Origin of the sequence: Sulfuricaulis sp. (assembly GCF_041499725.1) — a bacterium.
GTDB lineage: Bacteria > Pseudomonadota > Gammaproteobacteria > Acidiferrobacterales > Sulfurifustaceae > Sulfuricaulis.
This window is the reverse complement of the sequence record NZ_JBGQKW010000022.1, coordinates 1-18,649: the sequence shown is the minus strand read 5'-3', so window position 1 is coordinate 18,649 and position 18,649 is coordinate 1. Positions and strand designations below refer to the sequence as shown.

The 18,649-nt window shown below is 59.8% G+C and carries 19 protein-coding genes; 8 read left to right on the top strand and 11 right to left on the bottom strand.

Annotation, left to right across the window (positions count from 1 at the left end):
* Window positions 1-27 precede the first annotated feature (27 nt).
* Together bamC and dapA are read right to left on the bottom strand one after the other, a co-directional pair.
* On the bottom strand, window positions 28-1,149 hold the full coding sequence (bamC, locus tag ACC569_RS05800; protein ID WP_372522550.1) for an outer membrane protein assembly factor BamC: 1,122 nt from the start codon (window positions 1,147-1,149) through the stop codon (window positions 28-30).
* Between the two features lie 29 nt (window positions 1,150-1,178).
* A complete protein-coding gene (dapA, locus tag ACC569_RS05795) occupies window positions 1,179-2,057 on the bottom strand; it encodes a 4-hydroxy-tetrahydrodipicolinate synthase (protein WP_372522549.1) in 879 nt (292 codons plus the stop codon).
* Between the two features lie 157 nt (window positions 2,058-2,214).
* Between dapA and ACC569_RS05790 the strand changes: the two genes are divergently transcribed.
* Window positions 2,215-3,300, top strand: a complete 1,086-nt coding sequence (locus ACC569_RS05790; protein WP_372522548.1) for a DUF4931 domain-containing protein — start codon at window positions 2,215-2,217, stop codon at window positions 3,298-3,300.
* 203 nt (window positions 3,301-3,503) lie between these two features.
* Here the strand turns inward: ACC569_RS05790 and ACC569_RS05785 are convergent, their stop codons facing one another.
* The 4 genes from ACC569_RS05785 to amrB all read right to left on the bottom strand — a co-directional run bounded on the left by ACC569_RS05785 (window position 3,504) and on the right by amrB (window position 5,851).
* A complete protein-coding gene (locus tag ACC569_RS05785) occupies window positions 3,504-3,704 on the bottom strand; it encodes an acetyltransferase (RefSeq protein WP_372522547.1) in 201 nt (66 codons plus the stop codon).
* Between the two features lie 147 nt (window positions 3,705-3,851).
* Complete coding sequence (locus ACC569_RS05780) at window positions 3,852-4,187, bottom strand: DUF6763 family protein (RefSeq protein WP_372522546.1); 336 nt, start codon at window positions 4,185-4,187, stop codon at window positions 3,852-3,854.
* 316 nt (window positions 4,188-4,503) lie between these two features.
* Entirely contained in the window at window positions 4,504-5,073 is a 570-nt protein-coding gene (amrA, locus tag ACC569_RS05775; RefSeq protein WP_372522545.1) for an AmmeMemoRadiSam system protein A, read from the bottom strand.
* A complete protein-coding gene (gene amrB, locus ACC569_RS05770; protein ID WP_372522544.1) occupies window positions 5,066-5,851 on the bottom strand; it encodes an AmmeMemoRadiSam system protein B in 786 nt (261 codons plus the stop codon). The genes amrA and amrB overlap by 8 nt, the downstream gene beginning before the upstream one ends.
* 121 nt (window positions 5,852-5,972) lie before the next feature.
* Here amrB and amrS point away from each other — a divergent pair, with 121 nt between their 5' ends.
* The 7 genes from amrS to ACC569_RS05735 all read left to right on the top strand — a co-directional run bounded on the left by amrS (window position 5,973) and on the right by ACC569_RS05735 (window position 14,101).
* Window positions 5,973-7,076, top strand: a complete 1,104-nt coding sequence (gene amrS, locus ACC569_RS05765) for an AmmeMemoRadiSam system radical SAM enzyme (RefSeq protein ID WP_372522543.1) — start codon at window positions 5,973-5,975, stop codon at window positions 7,074-7,076.
* Between the two features lie 34 nt (window positions 7,077-7,110).
* The gene (locus ACC569_RS05760; protein ID WP_372522542.1) at window positions 7,111-7,533 is read left to right on the top strand and encodes an archease; all 423 of its coding nucleotides are present in this window, start codon (window positions 7,111-7,113) and stop codon (window positions 7,531-7,533) included.
* A gap of 744 nt (window positions 7,534-8,277) precedes the next feature.
* Window positions 8,278-9,708, top strand: a complete 1,431-nt coding sequence (locus tag ACC569_RS05755) for an RtcB family protein (RefSeq protein ID WP_372522541.1) — start codon at window positions 8,278-8,280, stop codon at window positions 9,706-9,708.
* Window positions 9,709-9,731: 23 nt separating this feature from the next.
* Complete coding sequence (locus ACC569_RS05750) at window positions 9,732-11,549, top strand: adenosylcobalamin-dependent ribonucleoside-diphosphate reductase (protein ID WP_372522540.1); 1,818 nt, start codon at window positions 9,732-9,734, stop codon at window positions 11,547-11,549.
* Between the two features lie 64 nt (window positions 11,550-11,613).
* A complete protein-coding gene (locus tag ACC569_RS05745; protein ID WP_372522539.1) occupies window positions 11,614-12,105 on the top strand; it encodes a peroxiredoxin in 492 nt (163 codons plus the stop codon).
* The gene (locus ACC569_RS05740) at window positions 12,102-13,493 is read left to right on the top strand and encodes a PhoH family protein (RefSeq protein WP_372522538.1); all 1,392 of its coding nucleotides are present in this window, start codon (window positions 12,102-12,104) and stop codon (window positions 13,491-13,493) included. Before ACC569_RS05745 ends, ACC569_RS05740 begins: the two co-directional genes overlap by 4 nt.
* Window positions 13,494-13,804: 311 nt before the next feature.
* On the top strand, window positions 13,805-14,101 hold the full coding sequence (locus ACC569_RS05735) for a hypothetical protein (protein WP_372522537.1): 297 nt from the start codon (window positions 13,805-13,807) through the stop codon (window positions 14,099-14,101).
* 24 nt (window positions 14,102-14,125) lie between these two features.
* Here the strand turns inward: ACC569_RS05735 and ACC569_RS05730 are convergent, their stop codons facing one another.
* The 5 genes from ACC569_RS05730 to ACC569_RS05710 all read right to left on the bottom strand — a co-directional run.
* On the bottom strand, window positions 14,126-14,506 hold the full coding sequence (locus ACC569_RS05730) for a Crp/Fnr family transcriptional regulator (RefSeq protein WP_372522536.1): 381 nt from the start codon (window positions 14,504-14,506) through the stop codon (window positions 14,126-14,128).
* A gap of 18 nt (window positions 14,507-14,524) precedes the next feature.
* Complete coding sequence (locus tag ACC569_RS05725) at window positions 14,525-15,445, bottom strand: selenium metabolism-associated LysR family transcriptional regulator (RefSeq protein WP_372522535.1); 921 nt, start codon at window positions 15,443-15,445, stop codon at window positions 14,525-14,527.
* A 131-nt stretch (window positions 15,446-15,576) separates the two neighbouring features.
* A complete protein-coding gene (locus tag ACC569_RS05720) occupies window positions 15,577-16,734 on the bottom strand; it encodes a type IV pilus twitching motility protein PilT (RefSeq protein WP_372522534.1) in 1,158 nt (385 codons plus the stop codon).
* A 175-nt stretch (window positions 16,735-16,909) separates the two neighbouring features.
* Window positions 16,910-17,836, bottom strand: coding sequence for a hypothetical protein (locus ACC569_RS05715; protein ID WP_372522533.1), 927 nt, complete (start codon window positions 17,834-17,836; stop codon window positions 16,910-16,912).
* 80 nt (window positions 17,837-17,916) lie between these two features.
* A partial coding sequence (locus ACC569_RS05710) for an OmpP1/FadL family transporter (RefSeq protein WP_372522532.1) occupies window positions 17,917-18,649 on the bottom strand: 733 nt, incomplete at its 5' end.

The window sequence follows — 18,649 nt, the reverse complement described above, 5'->3', positions numbered from 1 at the left end:
TTGCCCGATTTCCGCAGTCGCCACCGCCTATTTCAATTGATCGTAAAGCAGCGTCAGGATTCGTTCGCTGGTCTTGGATTGCTCCGGCGCGCCGTCCTTGCTCAGCACATCCACCCGGGATGTCGTCGCGTCGCCCTTGACGAGAATCTGGTATTCGTTCGTCGGGTCCTTGTCCTTGCCGCTGAACATGCGCCGGAAGAAACCCTTTTTCTTCTGAGGGTTGTCCGGGTCGATGTAACGCACGTAGTAGATGCCCTTCGAGCGGTCGCGGTCTTCCACGGTGAAGCTGGTGCGATCCAGCGCCAACCCAACGCGCCGCCAGGCACGTTCGAAATCCTCCGACAGGCTGAGTGACGTAGCCGCGCCTTCGTGTGAAAGTTTCGCGCGTTCAGCCGACGGCGTCGCGGCAAGAGAGGCGATGATGCTTTTCGCCTTGTCATCCTTCACGCCCAGGCTCACCATCAGCAACTGCAACATTTCGGCCTCGAGACCCGGATCGTTAGGACGCGGTTCCCAGCGCGTCTCGCCGATTTCCGATATGCCCTGCTGATTCACGACGACTTCCTGCATGCCGAACTGGCTGATGTACACGTCGGTGGTTCCCGGTGCCGTGTCGCGTTCGAGCCGGATGCGGTATTTGTCGCGCGTTCCGGTTGAATACAGCGTGCCCAGGGACTTGGCGAGCAGCTTCTGGATACTCGTACCGACTTTCGCGCGGTTCTCCGACCAGTCGGTTTCGATGATGCCGGTCTGCGGATTTTCCTTGTCGATGATGAGTCCGCTGTTCAGAACGAATTCACGTACCTTCGGCCACAGTTGTTCGGGCGACATCTGTACCACCAGCCAGCGCATCTGCCCGTCGCGCCCCATGCGGATGCCGCTGAAATCCGGCAACACGTCCCCGCCCACGGACGCCTTGGTTAAGGTTCCCTTTTCGGTCACAAATCCCGAATAGGTCGCCGTCCCCGGCGCCGGTTCGACCGGCTCCTTGACGCCCTCCGGGGCGGACAGGTCCGGCGGAATATCGAGTGGCGGCAGCGTGCGCGTGGCCTTGTAATCGATCTTGCGCTTCTCGGCGATGGTCTGACAGGCGCTGACGGCTAGCGCGGCCAGCAGGCAAAGCAGGATGGTGGCGAATCGTTTCGTCATGGAGCCTCGGCTATGAAATCAGTCATGGATCAGGTAATAACGCCCGCCGCGCGCATGGCCGACCGCACGGTCTCGTGATGCTTCGACGACAGCGGCGTCAGCGGCAGGCGGATACCCCCTTTGATCAGCCCCATCTCGTTTAGTGCCCACTTCACCGGAATTGGATTGGCCTCGACGAAAAGCTGCTTGTGCAGGCCCATGAGGCGGTCGTTGATGGCGCGCGCCTCCTTTTCCTTGCCGGCGCGCGCGAGCATGCACATCTCGTGCATCAACCTGGGAGCGACATTGGCCGTGACCGAAATGTCGCCCTTGGCGCCGAGCAGCATGCAATCGAGCGCCGTGGCGTCATCGCCCGAATAAAGATCCAGCTTCTTCCCGCAGCGGCGCAGGATGTCGCGCGCGCGGTCCAGGTTGCCGGTCGCTTCCTTGATGCCAACTATATTAGGTATGTCGGCGAGACGTTCGACGGTTTCAGGCAGCATGTCACAGGCGGTGCGTCCGGGCACATTATATAGTATCTGCGGGATCGGCACGGCCTCGGCAATCGCCCTGTGATGCAGGTACAGTCCTTCCTGGGTCGGCTTGTTGTAGTAAGGCGTCACCAGCAGGCAGGCATCCGCCCTGGCGTGCTCGGCGCAGCGCGTGAGTTCAATCGCCTCCGTGGTGGAATTCGCGCCCGTGCCGGCGATCACCGGCACCCTTCCCTTGGCGTATTCCACCGTGAGACGGATCACCTCGCAATGCTCGCCCAGGTCGAGCGTCGGCGACTCGCCGGTGGTGCCGACCGCGACGATGGCGTCGGTGCCGTTCTCGATATGGAAATCCACCAGGCGACGCAAGGCCGGCCGGTCGAGCGACCCGTCCTCGTTCATGGGCGTGACCAGGGCCACCATGCTGCCTTGGAACATAAGATACAGACCTGAAAATGTTTCGCGGAAAGGCGCATGGTACTTGCGCCCCCTGCCGATGACAAGGTTGCGTCGCCACGCGCGGGAGCTAGCAATTATAGGCAAATCAGCGCATTTTTATGGCGCCGCTACTCGCCCTGTTTTAAGCTGCCGGCCCATGACAACGCCCCTTGAGAAAGTCGTCCGCGAAATCCGCATCAATCCCATCGTGCCAAGCGAATCGGTGCTGGTGGCGACCGCGCGCAGCATGCGCCCGAAAAAAGCCGAGGAGCCCGCGCCGCGCGACACCCGCGCCCACGTCGATACCTGTCCGTTCTGCACCGGCAACGAGCACATGACACCGCCCGTGATTGCCGCCTACCCCGCCGAGAAGAACTGGGAAATCCGCATCGTCGAGAATCTTTACCCGGTGCTGGGTGACGACCGCTCGAATCCTAGCCTCAGCTTTGGCCTGCAGCAGACCATCGACGGTTACGGCCGGCACGAGGTGATGATCGACCATGACCGGCATGGCATCGCGATTCATGAAATGAGCGAGCCGCATCTGGCGCTGTTGTTCTCCGTTTACCGCGACCGCATGGAGCAGCTTTATCGTTCCAATTCACGCCTGCGTTACGTGCTGGTGTTCAAGAACTTCGGCCCGGCCGCCGGCGCCTCGATTGCGCATACCCACAGCCAGGTGATCGCCATGCCGGTCATTCCCGACAACGTGCAGGCGGAGGTCACCAACAGCCGCGCGTTCCATCACAAGAATCATCACTGTATCTTCTGCTCGCTGATTGACGAGGCGCTGACCTTCGAGGCGACCATCTACGACCGCGAATCGGGCGAAATCCGGCGCAAGATCAACGTCGGCCAGTACGTGATCGAGCGCGTGGGCAAGTTCATCGCGATCAAACCGTTCGCCAGCCGTTACGAGTGGGAGGTGCATATCCTACCGCTCCAGCACCAGAGCGATTTCCTGCACATCGCGAAAGAGGACCTGGACGACCTCGCGCGCGTGATGCGCCGCACCATGGCGCGGCTCGACACCGTGCTCGGCGGCGCGCAGTACAATTACTTCCTGCATTCGCTCCCCCACGACGCGGATTTCGAAGATTGCGCGGCGAGTTATCACTGGCACATCGAGATCACCCCGCGCACCAGCATCCCGTCCGGCTTCGAGCTCGGCTCGGGACTGTTCGTCAACACCGTGGCGCCGGAAGCGGCGGCGGAGAAACTGCGGGCGGTGGAGATTCCGTAAGATTATTGCGCCACAGAGGGCACAGAGAAAAAATAGAGGCTATTAGATGTAGGTTGGGTTAGGCGCGCAACGCTGGTGAAGCGGGGTGGTCACGAATGTCCGGTGGACATTCGTGCCGCTGAACGGGTACAAGCGATTTTCTTGTACCCCGGCAACAACCAACGATTTGTTGGGTTTCGCCTTGCTCAGCCCAACCTACAAATTCAGTTACTCCCGGGACCATCCGGCATCGCGTCGATAATGGCTTGCAGATCAAGCGAGCGAATGGCCGCGACCGCGCATTCCCACCGCCCTTCCTCGCACAGACCGCTGATACCGGCGTTTTCGTAGGCTTCGTGTGCCGCCTTCAGGCAGGCGTCGCGCACGGCTTCGACGAGTGGGTATTTCGAATTCATCTCATTCATGCGGTCATCTCCCGCGCCAGGGTCGGTGTCGATCGGTTGTACTTTATTTTATTACGCGGAATTTTTCCCACGCGGCGGGAAAAAGACGAATGGCCCGGCACCGTGACCTCGACCGTTTCGAAACAAGCTCGCGGCCGCTGGCTTTTTTCATTCTTCGCTGCTTTCTTCGCCCTCCTCTTCCGCGATCGGAATTCCCTGTTCCGCCAAAGGTTGGGCCCAATCTTCCGACGTCATGTCCGTTTCCGAGTAGCCGAGATCGTCGCGCTCGACGTCATCCACCGGCCCCGTCCAGTCCTCCGGTGGCTCTATGGCTTCGATACTAAGCTGACGCCAGTCTTCGAAATCCATCTCTTCGAGATCGCCGTCGAAATGCTGGGTTTCAACCGTGCCATCCGCCTCATCCAATGCAGTCACATAAAAATGCTGGCCCTTGTCCCGATGCCGGTACCATTGTGATACCACGGGTTTGAGCGCTGTAGGCATGACACACCTCCTCTTTCCACTGACGCCTTTTATACGTGTAATTTATTGACATTCAGACAACACGGTCTTTGACGCCTGTCAAAATACCAGCAAATACCCGTAGTAGCCTGCTTATCATGCAGATATTTCTATCGGCGACGAAAGCAATGAACAATGAGGCGCCAGTCCTTTTTGCACTTCACGCTAGCCGTTCATTTGGCGAAGGCGTGGCGCGGCAACTTGGAATCAGTCTGAGCACATGCGAGGAAGACAATTTCGAAGACAGCGAACATAAATCCTGCCAGACGGTTAATATCCGTAATAAAGCAGTTACGCGTTAAGGGATGGATTCAGTGGTGTAACGCTGCACACGTATGCGGCTTGACCAGTAGTCCGGAGGCAGGCCGGCCTTGTTCTTGAGGTGGCGCAGGAATTCACGCGGCTCGGGCAACTGTTCCCACACCGAGGGTAGAAACGTGCCCCGATAGAAGCCTTCCTCGATGATCAGCCCATCCACCTGCGGACGCAACTGCACCAGCAAGTCCTCTTCGGAAGAAAACTGCACCGGCTCTGGCGGATTTAATATGGAGATGTGGATATCGAGGCGTTCGTATTCCGGCCAGGTCAGCGTCGGGAAACGCGTGTCACGGAACGCCGCGCCGTAGGCGTTGCTCACCACGTCTTCGACCAGCGTCCGGCGTGCCTCGATCGTGCCGATGCAGCCGCGTAGCTTTTCATCGACCTGCAAGGTGACAAACGTGGCACGCAAGACACGCAGCGGTTCTGCATAGTCAGTCGTCTGAATGGCGAATGTCTCGCCACACAGGCCCTTCTTGATCGAATCCCCCGCCAATTGCAGAAGCTGCTGTTTGTGCTGGGGCGTGAGAGTTGGAGATGTGTTATTCAAAGATATAGGCGCCATAGCCCACCACCCGGTCATGCAAACCGGCGGTATCGCCGGAATTGCGCAGATCAATGGTCTTCGCCTTGAGACCGAGCCGGCGCGCCACGTGCAACAGGCCGTTCACGGGGTTGCGCCCGCAGGCATGATCGTAATCGATGTCATCCGGCCGCAGTTGTTCTATCGCCTGCGAGGTCGCGCGATCCAGTTTCTGCGCGGTTTTATAGTCGTGATAGTGGCTCAGGTCCGAGCTGACGACGATCAGGGTTTCCGCCCCGCCCCAGAGGAGATCGAGCACCTCGCCGACTTCCTCGGGCCCGGCGTCGCCCACCACCAGCGGCACCAGACTGAACTCACCCAATACTTCCTGGAGGAACGGCAGATGCACCTCGAGGCTGTGTTCCTGCGCGTGGGCGGCGTCCATCACATGCACCTGTGGGAGATGGGAGATTTTTTTGACCGCCTCCTGGTCCACCGTAACTTGCCCCAGCGGGGTCTGGAAGCAATCCGCGCTGGAAAGCGCGAGTCCGTGAAAGCCGACGCAATGCCCGGGGCCGAGCAGCACCACGCGCGTGATGCGGCCGCGCGCCGGCTTGATGCGCGCATAGGCCGAGGCCGCGATGGGGCCAGAATAGATATAGCCTGCATGTGGCGCGATAATGGCCTTGGGCACAGCACCGCTCGTGGGTACCGCCGCGAGATAACCTGACACCAGCGTGTGCAATTCACGCGGATTGTCGGGGTAAAACAGGCCGGCCACCGCCGGGTTTCGTACGCTCGTCATGGCAATTCCTGCAGGAAACCTGTTACTACAATGTGCCCGCCCGACGCTATTTTCAAGTAAAACTGCGCAGGCGTAGTATGAATATATTGATTCGGCACTCCCCAAGCCGCATTAACTATCCATGGAAACGAAAATCCTCGATTCAGCGTCGGTGGTCCCGACCCGCTACTGGCATAAGCTCGACGACGGGCGCGTGCAGTGCGACGTATGCCCGCGTTATTGCAAACTGCACGAAGACCAGCGTGGCCTGTGTTTCGTGCGCGGCAACCACGATGACCACATCGTGCTCACCACCTATGGCCGCTCCAGCGGCTATTGCGTGGATCCGATCGAGAAAAAACCGCTCAATCATTTCCTGCCCGGCACCCCGGTCCTTTCCTTCGGTACCGCCGGCTGCAACCTGGCCTGCAAGTTCTGCCAGAACTGGGACATCAGCAAGTCGCGCGAGCTCGACACGCTGATGGATCGGGCTTCACCCGAAACCATCGCCAAGGCGGCCAAGGATCTCGATTGCCGCAGCGTAGCCTACACCTACAACGATCCGGTCATCTTCATGGAATACGCGATCGACGTTGCCAAGGCCTGCCGCGAACTCGGCATTAAATCCGTCGCAGTCACGGCAGGATACATGTGCGACGAACCGCGGCGCGAGTTTTACCAATACATGGACGCGGCCAACGTCGACCTCAAGGCCTTCACCGAGGATTTCTACTGGAAGGTGACCGGCTCGCATCTGCAGCCCGTGCTCGACACGCTCAAGTACCTCAAGCATGAAACCAAGGTATGGTTCGAGATCACCACCCTGCTCATTCCCGGCCTCAATGACTCGGAGAAGGAGATCGAGGAAATGACGCAATGGGTGGCGGAGAATCTCGGGTCCGACGTGCCGATGCACTTCACCGCGTTTCACCCGGACTGGAAGATGCGCGATATCCCTCCGACACCACCGGCCACGCTCATCAACGCGCGCCGGATTGCGATGAAAAACGGCGTGCGCTATGCCTATACCGGCAACGTGCACAACGAAGCGGGCGATTCGACCTATTGCCACCACTGCGGCGCCAAAATCATCGGGCGCGATTGGTACAACCTCACCGCCTGGAATCTCGATAAAGACGGCAAATGCATGGCCTGCGGCACCGCCTGCGCCGGGGTGTTCGAGTCCAAGCCGGGCACGTGGGGCGCGCGGCGACTACCGGTGCGTCTCGCCAATTTCGTCGCGTAGTCAAACTTCATCATTCCCAAGCCTCATCCCAAGCATGAGCAACGGGCGGTGGGAACATTTTCCGCATGAAGCCGACATGGGCGTGCGCGGCATCGGCGGCTCCCTCGAGCAAGCCTTCGAACGGGCGGCACTGGCGATGACCGCCGTCATCACGGACCCCGCGAAAGTCGCCGCCGCCGACCGGGTGGAGATTACCTGCCGGGCGCCGGACGATGAACTACTGCTGGTGGACTGGCTCAATGCGCTCATTTACGAAATGGCCACGCGCAAATGGCTATTCAGCCGTTTCGAGGTTCATATTAAGGATCATGTGCTCACGGCGCACGCTTGGGGCGAACCGATGGATAACGATAAGCATCAACTGGCGGTCGAGATCAAGGGGGCTACATATACTGCGTTGCGGGTCGCGCGCGAGAGCAATGGCGAATGGATCGCGCAGTGTGTGGTGGATGTATGAATTAGATAATTGTGTGCGCTCCGCGCACGATAGAACGGCTACTTGCGGATGGCTCCACCCCTGCACTCATCTTCTTTCGAATCGCCTTCGGCGATGATAAAAAGCTACTTGTGGGTGGCTGACCCACAGCAGGTGACTTTCTCTTGTGCGCACAAGAGAAAGTCACCAAAGAGAATGCGCCCCGGTCGCTTCGCCGCCCAAACACCGGGCGGCGCCCTGCGCGTCTCGCGGCGGCCGGGCCGCGAGCCTAACTCGCCGGGCGCTGAACAACGCGCCTCGGGCTCGATCAGGAGTCTCGCGACGACTCCCGGCCTGGCTCGGTGCTCGGCTCGCTCCGACGGGGGTGGTAGCAACCCTCCTTAGGCCGATACGTAGAGGTGTTTTCAAGACCCCCTTGGTCAAGCCGAGCGACGCGTGAAGCCGAAGCGCAGGCCCGCAGGGGCGCAAGCAGGAAGCTTGCGCGTGCGCCGCCGCGACAGGGAGGTCGCGTCGGCGCACCCCCTGAGGCGAACGCGGCGCGAGGGGACCCGCGGTGTTGGCGGGCGCAGGCCAGGGGTGACCTTTCTTTTCGTCGCTTTTCTTTGGGCAAGCAAAGAAAAGCGACCCAGGGTGCAGGGGCGGAGCCACCCGCAATTAGATTTTGAGATCGCGCGCAAGGCGCGCGATAACATTCAAAGCCTGGATGCCCGCCTTCGCGGGCATGACAGAAAACATGGTTTTCGCGGGAATGAGGCAATAGCCGCAATGGATATATCACTCTTCAGCCGCCACACCGACTACGAATGGGAGATCGCCCCCCACGGCGCCATGCGCGTGCCAGCGGTGATCTACGCGGACGAAACGCTGATTCGCGCGATGGACCACAAGGTATACGAGCAGGTGTGCAACGTCGCCGCCCTGCCCGGCATCGTCAAGGCCTCCTACGCCATGCCCGACGCGCACTGGGGCTATGGCTTTCCCATCGGCGGCGTGGCCGCCTTCGATCCGGAGGAAGGCGGCGTGGTGTCGGCCGGCGGCGTGGGCTTCGACATCTCCTGTGGCGTGCGCTGCCTGCACACCGGGCTGAACACCGAGGATGTCATCGCGGTTCAGAAATCGCTGGCCGATACCTTATACAGGGAAATCCCCGCCGGCCTCGGGAGCACCGGCGCCATCCGTCTTAATCAGTCCGAGATGGATGCGATGCTTTCGGGCGGCGCGGCCTGGGCCGTGAAACGCGGTTACGGGAGCGCGGCGGATCTCGAACACATCGAGGAGCACGGCCAGATGCGCGGCGCGCGCCCGGACTGCGTGTCCGAGCACGCGAAGAAACGCCAGCGTGACGAGATGGGCACGCTCGGCAGCGGGAATCATTATCTCGAGGTGCAGAAGGTCGTGAAAGTCTTCGACACGAACGCGGCGAATGTTTTTGGCATTCGCGAAAACGACGTCGTCGTCAGCATTCACTGCGGTTCGCGCGGCCTCGGGCATCAGATCGGCACCGAATTCCTGAAGGAAATGGTGATCGCCGCCTCGGGCTACGGCATCATGCTCCCCGACCGCGAACTCGCCTGTGCGCCGATCAACTCCCCGCTGGGCGAGGATTATCTCGGCGCGATGCGCGCCGCGATCAACTGCGCGCTCGCCAACCGTCAGATCCTTACCCATCTCGTGCGCGATGCCTTCGCCATGGTGCTGCCCAAGGCGCGCCTGCCGCTGCTTTACGATGTCTCGCACAACACCTGCAAGGTCGAAGAGCATGTCGTGGACGGTAAGCCGCGCAAACTCTACGTGCACCGCAAGGGCGCAACGCGCGCCTTCGGTCCGGGTCATCCGGACATACCTGCGATGCTGCGCAGCGTGGGCCAGCCGGTGCTGATCGGCGGCTCGATGGGCACCGGCTCCTATATCCTTGCCGGAGCCAGGGAAGGCGCAGCGCTGTCATTCAGCTCCGCCTGCCATGGCGCCGGACGGGCCATGAGCCGGCACCAGGCGTACAAGACCTGGAAGGGGCGTCAGGTCATAGACGAGCTAGCCGCGCGCGGGATCCTGATTCGCAGTCCATCCGGTCGTGGCGTGGCCGAGGAAGCGCCGGGCGCGTACAAAGACGTGTCCGCCGTCGTGGACGCCGCCGATGCCGCCGGCCTCGCGCGCAAGGTGGCGCGGCTGGAGCCGCTCGTCTGCATCAAGGGATAATGGGATAAAATCCGCTACCCGCCATGACCCACGACCCTTTCATCACCGAGATTTCCCGGCATATCTGGGACAGCAAATACCGCTTCCGCGACGGCGATATCGTGCATGACGAAACCATCGACGACAGCTGGCGGCGCATCGCGCGCGCGCTGGCGGGCGTGGAAAAGGATAGCTGGTCCCAGTGGGAACAGCGTTTTTACGAAGCCCTGCGCGATTTCAGATTCCTCCCCGGCGGACGCATCCAGGCCGGCGCCGGCACCGGCCGGCGCGTGACGCTTTTCAACTGCTTCGTCATGGGCACCATCGACGATTCGATGGACGGCATCTTCGACGGCCTGAAAGAGGGCGCGCTCACCATGCAGCAGGGCGGCGGCGTGGGTTACGACTTCTCCACGCTGCGGCCCCAGGGCGCGCAGGCGAAAAGCGTCGGCACCGTCGCCTCGGGGCCGGTGTCGTTCATGCAGATCTGGGACGCCATGTGCGCCACGCTGCTTTCCACCGGCGCGCGCCGCGGCGCGATGATGGCGACGTTGCGCTGCGACCATCCCGACATCGAGGCCTTCATCGACGCCAAGCGCGATAGCCGCGTGCTGCGGCATTTCAATCTCTCGGTGCTGGTCACGGACGCCTTCATGGACGCCGTGCGCCGGGACGACGACTGGGCGCTCATCTTTCCCGCCGAGGATGGCGCTACCGCGGGAGTCGAAACCGTGATGCGGCCCTGGTCGGGCCAATCCGCGCCGGTGCGCTGCCGCGTATACCGGCGGGTGCGCGCCCGCGCCCTGTGGGACCGGCTCATGCGCGCCACCTACGAATACGCCGAGCCGGGCGTGCTGTTCATCGACCGCATTAACCAGTTCAACAATCTCTGGTACCGCGAGCACATCAGCTCCAGCAACCCCTGTGGCGAAATTCCGCTGCCGCCCTACGGCGCCTGCGATCTCGGTTCCATCAACCTGACTACATTCGTTCACGAGCCCTTCAGCAACAATGCACGACTGGACTTGGACGGCATCCGGAATACCGCCGCCATCGCCACGCGCATGATGGACAACGTCATCGATGCCTCGCAGTTTCCGCTGGAAAAGCAAGCCGCGCAGGCGCGCGGCACGCGGCGCATCGGCCTGGGATTCACGGGCCTGGCGGACACGCTCATCATGCTCGGTTTGCGTTACGACGAGGAACCGGCGCGCAAGCTCGCGGCCAATGTCATGCAGGCGATCTGCCACACGGCCTACCGCAGCTCGATCGCCCTGGCCAGGGAAAAAGGCGCGTTCCCGTACTTCGAGCGCGAGAGTTATCTGCAGGGAAAATTCATACAAGATCTTCCGCACGACATACAGGATGACATCGCGCGCCATGGGCTGCGCAACAGCCACCTGACCGCGATCGCGCCGACCGGCACGATCAGTCTCCTGGCAAACAATATTTCCAGCGGCCTCGAGCCGGTGTACCAATTCAGCCTCACCCGGCGCGTGCTGGAACTCGACGGCCGTTACACCGAGCACCCGCTGACCGACTATGCAATGCACCGGTGGTGCGAACAGCACGGCGCCGAGAAGCCGTCGTCCGCGTTCGTGGATACCCGCGCGCTGAACCCCGCGGCGCATCTCGCCATGCAGGCGGTGCTGCAGCCATTCGTGGATAATTCCATTTCCAAAACCATCAACGTTCCGCGCGATTACCGCTTCGAGGATTTCAAGGAAATCTACCAACAGGCCTATCACATGGGCCTCAAGGGCTGCACCACCTTCCGTCCCAATCCCATCACCGGCGAGGTGCTGCGCGGCGAAGGCGAGTCCGCGCCGCATTGCTGCACCGTCGAGCGCGAGGCGGACTGACGGCAATCCCTGTTATCCAGCGCGCCATCCCGTTACAATTCAGCCACCAGTTTCAGAAACCTCCATGAAAAAAGCCGTAGTAGGAAAAATCGTCCCCGACACGAAACTGCAGGCCACCGCGGACAAGACCTTCCGCCTGCATGATCTCAAGGGAAAATACACGGTGCTGTATTTCTATCCCAAGGACGACACCCCCGGCTGCACCTTGGAAGGACAGGATTTCCGCGACCGCGCCGGCGAGTTCAAGAAACTCAAGGCCGCGGTGTATGGGATCTCGCGCGACAGCCTCGCGTCGCACGAAAAATTCAAGGCCAAGTTCAAATTTCCCTTCGATCTCATTTCCGACGAGGACGAAGCGCTGTGCCGGATCTTTGACGTCATCCGTGAAAAGAGCCTCTACGGAAGGAAATACCTCGGCGTGGACCGCAGCACCTTCATCCTCGACCAGGACGGCGTGTTGCGCCATGAATTCCGCGGCGTGAAGGTCAAGGGACACGTGGACGAAGTCATCGAGGAAATCCGGAAACTCCAGAAACCCGCGTCAAAGCGTCAATGACCGCCAAACGAAAGATCTTCGTCGTCGACACCAACGTTCTCATCCATGATCCGAGCTCGATTCTGCGATTTCAGGAACACGATGTAGTCATTCCCATCGTGGTGCTGGAAGAACTCGATAGCATCAAGGTCGGCATGTCGGAGGTGGCGCGCAACGTGCGTCAGGTCAGCCGCCTGCTCGACGAGCTCGTTGAAAAAGCCAACGGCGACATCAGCCACGGCATCAAGCTGCCTTCCGTCACCAAGGACATCGAAACCGGGCATCTCTATTTTCACATGGAGGAGGCACGCAGTCCGCTGCCGTTCGGACTCTCCGGCCGCAGCTCGGACAACGCCCTGCTCGGCATCACGCTCGATCTGAGCAAAAGCCACCCCGACCGGCAGACTATCCTCGTTACCAAGGACATCAACCTGCGCCTCAAGGCGCGCGCACTCGGCATCCTCGCGGAGGATTACACCAACGACCAGGTGTTGGACGACGCCAACCTGCTGTATACCGGCGCGGAGAAACTGGACGCGGATTTCTGGGAAACGCACAGCAAGAACATGGAATCATGGAAGGAGGAAGGCCGCACCTTCTACCGCCTGCGCGGACCCAAGGCGCGCGCCTGGCTGCCCAACCTGTTCCTGTACAGCAACGAGCAGCGCCCGTTCGAGGCCGTGGTGCGGCGCATGGAGAATGACTCGGCGATCATTGAGGTCGTGAAGGACTACGCCTCGGAGCGCAACAAGGTCTGGGGCATCCATGCGCGCAACCGCGAGCAGAATTTCGCGCTGAACCTGCTCATGGACCCGGAAGTGGATTTCGTCAGCCTGCTCGGCCAGGCCGGCACCGGCAAAACGCTGCTCACCCTGGCCGCGGCGCTGATGCAGACGCTCGAGACCAAGCGCTACATGGAAATTATCATGACGCGCATGACCGTGCCGGTGGGCGAGGACATCGGCTTCCTGCCCGGCACCGAAGAGGAAAAGATGGGTCCGTGGATGGGCGCGCTCGAGGACAATCTCGACGTGCTGCAGGAAACCGCGACCCACGAGCACGGCGCCTGGGGCCGCGCCGCCACCCACGATCTGCTGCGCAGCCGCATCCGCATCAAGTCTCTGAACTTCATGCGCGGCCGCACGTTCCTGAAGAAATTTCTCATCATCGACGAAGCGCAAAACCTGAGCCCGCACCAGGTCAAGACCCTCGTCACCCGCGCCGGCCCCGGCAGCAAGATCGTCTGCCTCGGCAACATCGCCCAGATCGACACGCCCTATCTGACGGAAACGACCTCGGGCCTGACCTACGTCGTGGACCGCTTCAAGCAGTGGGAGCACAGCGGGCACATCACATTGCAACGCGGCGAGCGTTCACGCTTGGCCGATTACGCATCGGAGATTCTCTAGCTGTCGTCATTCCCGCGAAGGCAGGAATCCAGGAAATGAACAATCGAGCGGCCTTCGGCCGCGATTCGACCGCATAATTGCGGGTGGCTCCGCCCCTGCACCCCGGGTGACTCTTCTTTGCTTGTCCAAAGAAGAGTCACCAGAAGAAAAGACCCCCGGTCGCTTCGCCGCGCAAACACTGCGCGGTGCTCGGCTCGCTCCGACGGGAGGGGAGCAACCCACCTCCGACCTTCACGCGGAGGTGTTTTCAAAACCCCGTAGCCGCCGCCGAGCATCGCAGCTCGAGCGGGAGTATTTAAGCGAGCACCTGTTTGAGCAAAGGCGCGTTGTTTGCGCCTTGCGAGTTGCGCAGCGCCCGCTCGGGCGAGAAGCGCAAGGGGAAGTCGGCGGCTCCGGGGCGCCCTTTCTTTTGGTCGCTTTTCTTTGGGCAAGCAAAGAAAAGCGACCTGCCGTGGGTCAGCCACCCACAATTAGGCTTTGAGATCGCGCGCCAAGCGCGCGATACCATTTACACCCTGGATCTCCGCCTTCGCGGGGATGACACCTGGATGCCCGCCTTCGCGGGCATGACAACAAACATAGCTGAAGCCTGCCCTCGAATGCTTTAGCCAAGGGCGGGACGACGTCAATGATTAATCTTTATTATTCCCGGTCAACTTCTCGTAATGCGCGCGGAATAGAATCTCCAGCTCTTCAATCACTTCAATTTTATCCCGCCCATGTATCACATGCTGGGTCATGATTGCTGAGGTTTCATTCAGCAATTTTCGGGCATCCAGCATTGGATAAGTCGCGCGCAGACGCTTGACCGCCTTGACGACGCTCTCTTCGGCGGGGCGGGGGATATCGAGTGGCGCGGGAATTTCGGCGGTGGTGACGTTCGGCACTGCTTCCGCGCCGGTACTGCCATGTCTGATCAGCAGAAACTCGGCGAATTCCAGCAACGCGGCGGCCTGAGTGGCGGGGAGCCGGTTAACGATCTCGGCCAGGCGTTTTTCAATATTGTCCGGCACGGCGAGTAGCAAAATACGCTAGGAATGGCTATTTTTCTGCGCGGCGCGCTTTTCGCAGTGCTCATGCGCGAAATCCATGAACTCGTCCATGGCGCGCAGACGGAATTTCTGGCGCTGGAACACGATGGAAAACGGCCGTTCGAGTGGCGGCTCGAGCGGAATTGCCGCCAGCGTGGCGAGCTTCAGTTCCTTCACCACCGTCGCTTGCGAGACGATGGACACACCCAGCCCCGCCTCGACGGCGCTCTTGACGGCTTCGGGGTTGCCCACCTCGACATTGACGTTGAGGTCCTGCGGCGGCATGTTGTTCTTCGCGAGATATTCATTGATGAACTCACGCGTACCGGAACCCTCCTCGCGCGCCACGAATGGCAGGCCCTGGATGTCGGCGACCGAGATCTTGGGTTTCTTCGCCAGCGGATGCTGCGGCGGGCAGATGAACACGAGCTTGTCGTGCCAGCAGACCTCAACCACCAGATTTTTGTTCACGATCGGCGACTCGACGATGCCCACGTCCACGGAATTTTCCTCGACCATGTGAACGATGCCTTCGGAATTCGAGACCTTGAGCCGGATGTTGATACCCGGGTGTTTTTCCTTGAATGTGCCGAGCAAGCTCGGGAGCATGTACTCCGCGATCGTGGTACTGGCACCGATGATGAGAATGCCGCTAACATCGCCCGTCAGCTCGCGGACCCGGATATCCATCTCGGAATAAAGCGCGACAATGCGTTCGGCGTACTCGAATACGCGCTCGCCCGCGGCGGTGAGGCTGATGCGGTTGTGGGTGCGATCGAACAACCGCGTGTTGAAATACTCTTCGAGCTGCCGTATCTGGAAGGTCACGGCGGGCTGCGTCATGTGCAGCGTCTCGGCCGCCTTGGTGAAGCTCAGCAAACGCGCCACGGTATGAAAAACCTGAAGTCTTCGATCCGCCATCGAATTATCCCATCCACCCCAAAAGCCGTTTCCCGGCGAGTTATTTATTTAATTTTAAATATATTGGCCGGCGCATTTCAACACAATGGCTGCTTGATAGATACTCGCGCCACCCATGAGGGTAACGCGCGTCAGAATCCTTGCAGTTTGAGCTTGAGGTCCGTGGGGCTGGTCGCGTAGAACAGGGCGGTTTCTTCGTCAATGAGCCCCTGCTTGACCAGATTGAGCAGAGAGGAATCGAAACTCAGCATACCCTCGGCCACCGTCCCTTTGCGGATAAGGTCGGAAAGTTCCTTGATCTTGACCGGATCCAGTATGTACTCGCGCGACAATGCCGAGACCGTCAAGACTTCGCACGCCACAATACGGCCCTGGCCACTCTTGCGCGGCAACAAGCGCTGGCTGACCACGCCGCGCAGGTTCTGCGCCAGCTTGGCGCGGATGCCGACCTGTGCCTCCGGCGGGAAACTGGTGACGATGCGCGAGATGGTCTCCGCCGCCCCCGGTGAGTGCACCGTGGAGAGCACGAGGTGGCCGGTTTCCGCGGCGATCATCGCTGTTTCGATGGTTTCCGGGTCGCGCATTTCACCCAGGAGAATCACGTCCGGATCCTCGCGCAAGGCGGCGCGCATGGCGTCGGCAAACGTATTGGTGTCTATGCCGACCTCGCGCTGGGTGATGATCGAACGCTTCTCGGAGAACAGGAACTCGACCGGGTCCTCGATGGTAATGATGTGTTCGCTGCGTTCGAGGTTAATACCGTTGATGAGCGAGGCCAGCGTGGTGGATTTGCCGGAGCCGGTCGCCCCCGTGAGCAAGACTAGGCCGCGCTCGAGCTTTGTCAATTCCGTCACGATTTCCGGCAGGAACAATTCCTCGGGTGTGGGAATGTTGGTGCTGATGACGCGCAGCACCATGCCGATGGACCCACGCTGATAAAAGATGTTGGCGCGCACGCGGCCGATATCCTTGAAGCCGATGGAAAGGTCCACCTGATGGGACTTCTCGAATTGCGAGAGCAGTCGCGCCGACATCATGGTGCGCGACAACCGCTCCATGAAATCCGGCGGCAATGGCGGGATCTCGCGCAATGTGCGCAGGTTGCCGTCCACCCGCAGGATTGGATGATTGCGCGTGCGCAAATGGATGTCCGAGGCGTTGACCCGCACGGCGTGCGCCAGCACCTGACCCAGAAGCTTGAGCGGGTCGGTCGTGCTGCCGATCGAACCGGCGGTATCACCGGCAGGCGCGGCGGCTGGGCTGTTTTTCGGACTGGTGGCTTCGGACATGTTGAGTCTGTCTATTCCGTCTGTGTCTAGTTTAGATCATTCTGAGCATGGTGCGATTTCGCGGATTTCCATACAAATAACATGACAGCGCAGCCCTTAAAAAAAACAGACACGTTTTGCGTGTCTGTTTGTCCTGCTGGACACCGGCGTTGCTACCCGGCATCTTCTCGGGCGCTTATTGTTCGCGCTTGAAACCGGCCACGGCTTCCAGCGCCAACTGGATCCCCCACGGGGCTGTCATGATCTTGGTGAATCCGTGTTCACCGGCCATTGACGTGTCCGGGAAATTCAGGGCAATGCGATAACGCGCGCGCAGGGCGATCACACGTTCACCATCCACCATCAATTCATAAGGAAGGTAAGCGGTGTGTTTCAGATCGCTGAAATCGACGATATCGATGATTTCCTTGTCGGTATCCTTGTTGCCTTTGTCGATACCGTCACCCTTGGGGATCGCGACACCGAAAACGCTGATCTGCTTGCCCGGTAGATCGATACGATAAACCTTCTTGGTGCCGCCAACACCGGCGGCCAGATTCTTTTCAACCGTTTCAACCGCGGTTTTATAGTCAGGATGCTCCTTGAAGACATCCACATCCCTGAAATACGGCATGAACATGGCGTAACGGTACATGCCCGGTCCCAGTTTTTCCTCCGGAATGCCGTTTTCCGAACCGAATACCTTCACGGCACCCAGCGCGGTCTTGAGCTTGCTGGAAACGGACTCGAGCTTGCCCATGCCGTAGGCCGTGCCGAGATAGGCTGGGTTCACATACGCCACCTGGATTTTGCCCTTGACCTCGGTCACCGAGATGCGCTGGGCGGCGCCGAATCCACCGTTGAACACCTTGGCCGCGGTCGTTTTCAGGTCATTGTTGGTGACGCAGATCACGACCGCGTTGGCAAAAGGTGAATAACTGCCGACGATCTCAAATCCCGCGGCGGTCACCTTCAATTTCACCGCATCGGCCACCTGCTTGAGATCCCCGGGAGGCGTGTCGCCCAGAATGAAAGGCCTGAGCGTTTCCGCCGCGGCCTGGCTGGACATCCAAAGAATCGCCATGATGGCGAGGAAGAACTTGTTAAGGAATTTGGTCCGCATAACACATATCTCCTGAAAAAAAATAAAAGGGCTGGAATTGCTTCCAGCCCTTCAATGACAGCTTATTTATCTTTTAACCTTTACCATTTCTTACCCCAGGCTATACCGAGTGAGTTTTGATCCATCTGAATTTTTTCGTTGCCTGCGGCGCCTGCACCAAGAAACGTATCGAACAGGCTTGTGCCCGACACATCGTTCTTGAAGGCATGCATGTAAGCCATCGTGAGCTCGGAGTTCTTGTCCATATTGTAGGTAAATCCGAGCGTCAGATGGTCCTGCACAACACCTGGTGCAAGAATATTGAAGGTTACATCTCGTGACTGGATCGGATTATCGGTATGATCAATGCCAGCCCGCAACATCAGCATGCTGCTGTACTGATACTGGATACCGATTTTGAACACATCGATGTCGGACCAACCGAAACCACGATCACCTGAACCACCGAGAGTATTGGCTATCCCAGGGTTCCCATTAGTGCTGGGGTTTGAGACAGACTTCACGTCTGTGTAGTTGATACGCTGATAATCAAGGGCGATGGTAGTCTTCGGGAAAGCTTTAAATGCAATGCCGATGTTGTAGTTTGACGGCATGTCGAAGTCACCCTCTTCAGCAAACAGACCCTTGTACTTGTCAAACTTGCTCATGGACATCTTAGTAGCGTAGGCAGCGCCCATTGTAACGCTGTCTGAGAGCTTACCCATCCAGCCCACACGTACACCAAAACCGGTTGAAGTGGAATAACCGTTGTTGGTGAGATTGCCCGGGTCTCTCGAGAATCCGGCGAAGGCCTGGAGTCCTTCGGCTTTGAAG